This is a genomic window from Natrialba sp. PRR66 (genome assembly GCF_034808065.1).
Taxonomy (GTDB): domain Archaea; phylum Halobacteriota; class Halobacteria; order Halobacteriales; family Natrialbaceae; genus Natrialba; species Natrialba aegyptia.
Genome location: NZ_JAXHGN010000167.1, coordinates 1 through 259 on the forward strand (window position 1 = coordinate 1; position 259 = coordinate 259).

Annotated in this window: 1 pseudogene; it reads left to right on the forward strand. The window is 66.0% G+C overall.

The annotated features are described in order from the left end of the window. Positions 1 to 259, forward strand: a pseudogene (locus SM755_RS23875) (TIGR00300 family protein); the annotation flags it as partial.

The following is a 259-nucleotide window of genomic DNA, read 5'->3' on the forward strand; positions in this document are numbered from 1 at the left end:
GCTCGATCCTTCACGAACTCCACCAGAACGGGGCGACGTTGCTCGACCCCTCGGACGCGACGCTCGAACCCGCTCCCGAGGACCAGGTCGTGCCGACGGATTTCTACTCCACGACGAACCACCCCACGAAAGTCCGCGTGGACGACGAGTGGATCCCCGTCGACAACATCGAGATGGACTGTGCGGTAGTCGTCGAGCGCGGAACGCGAGGCGACTCGGACGGAGCGAGCGACGACGAGGAACTGCGAGAGCGGGGGGC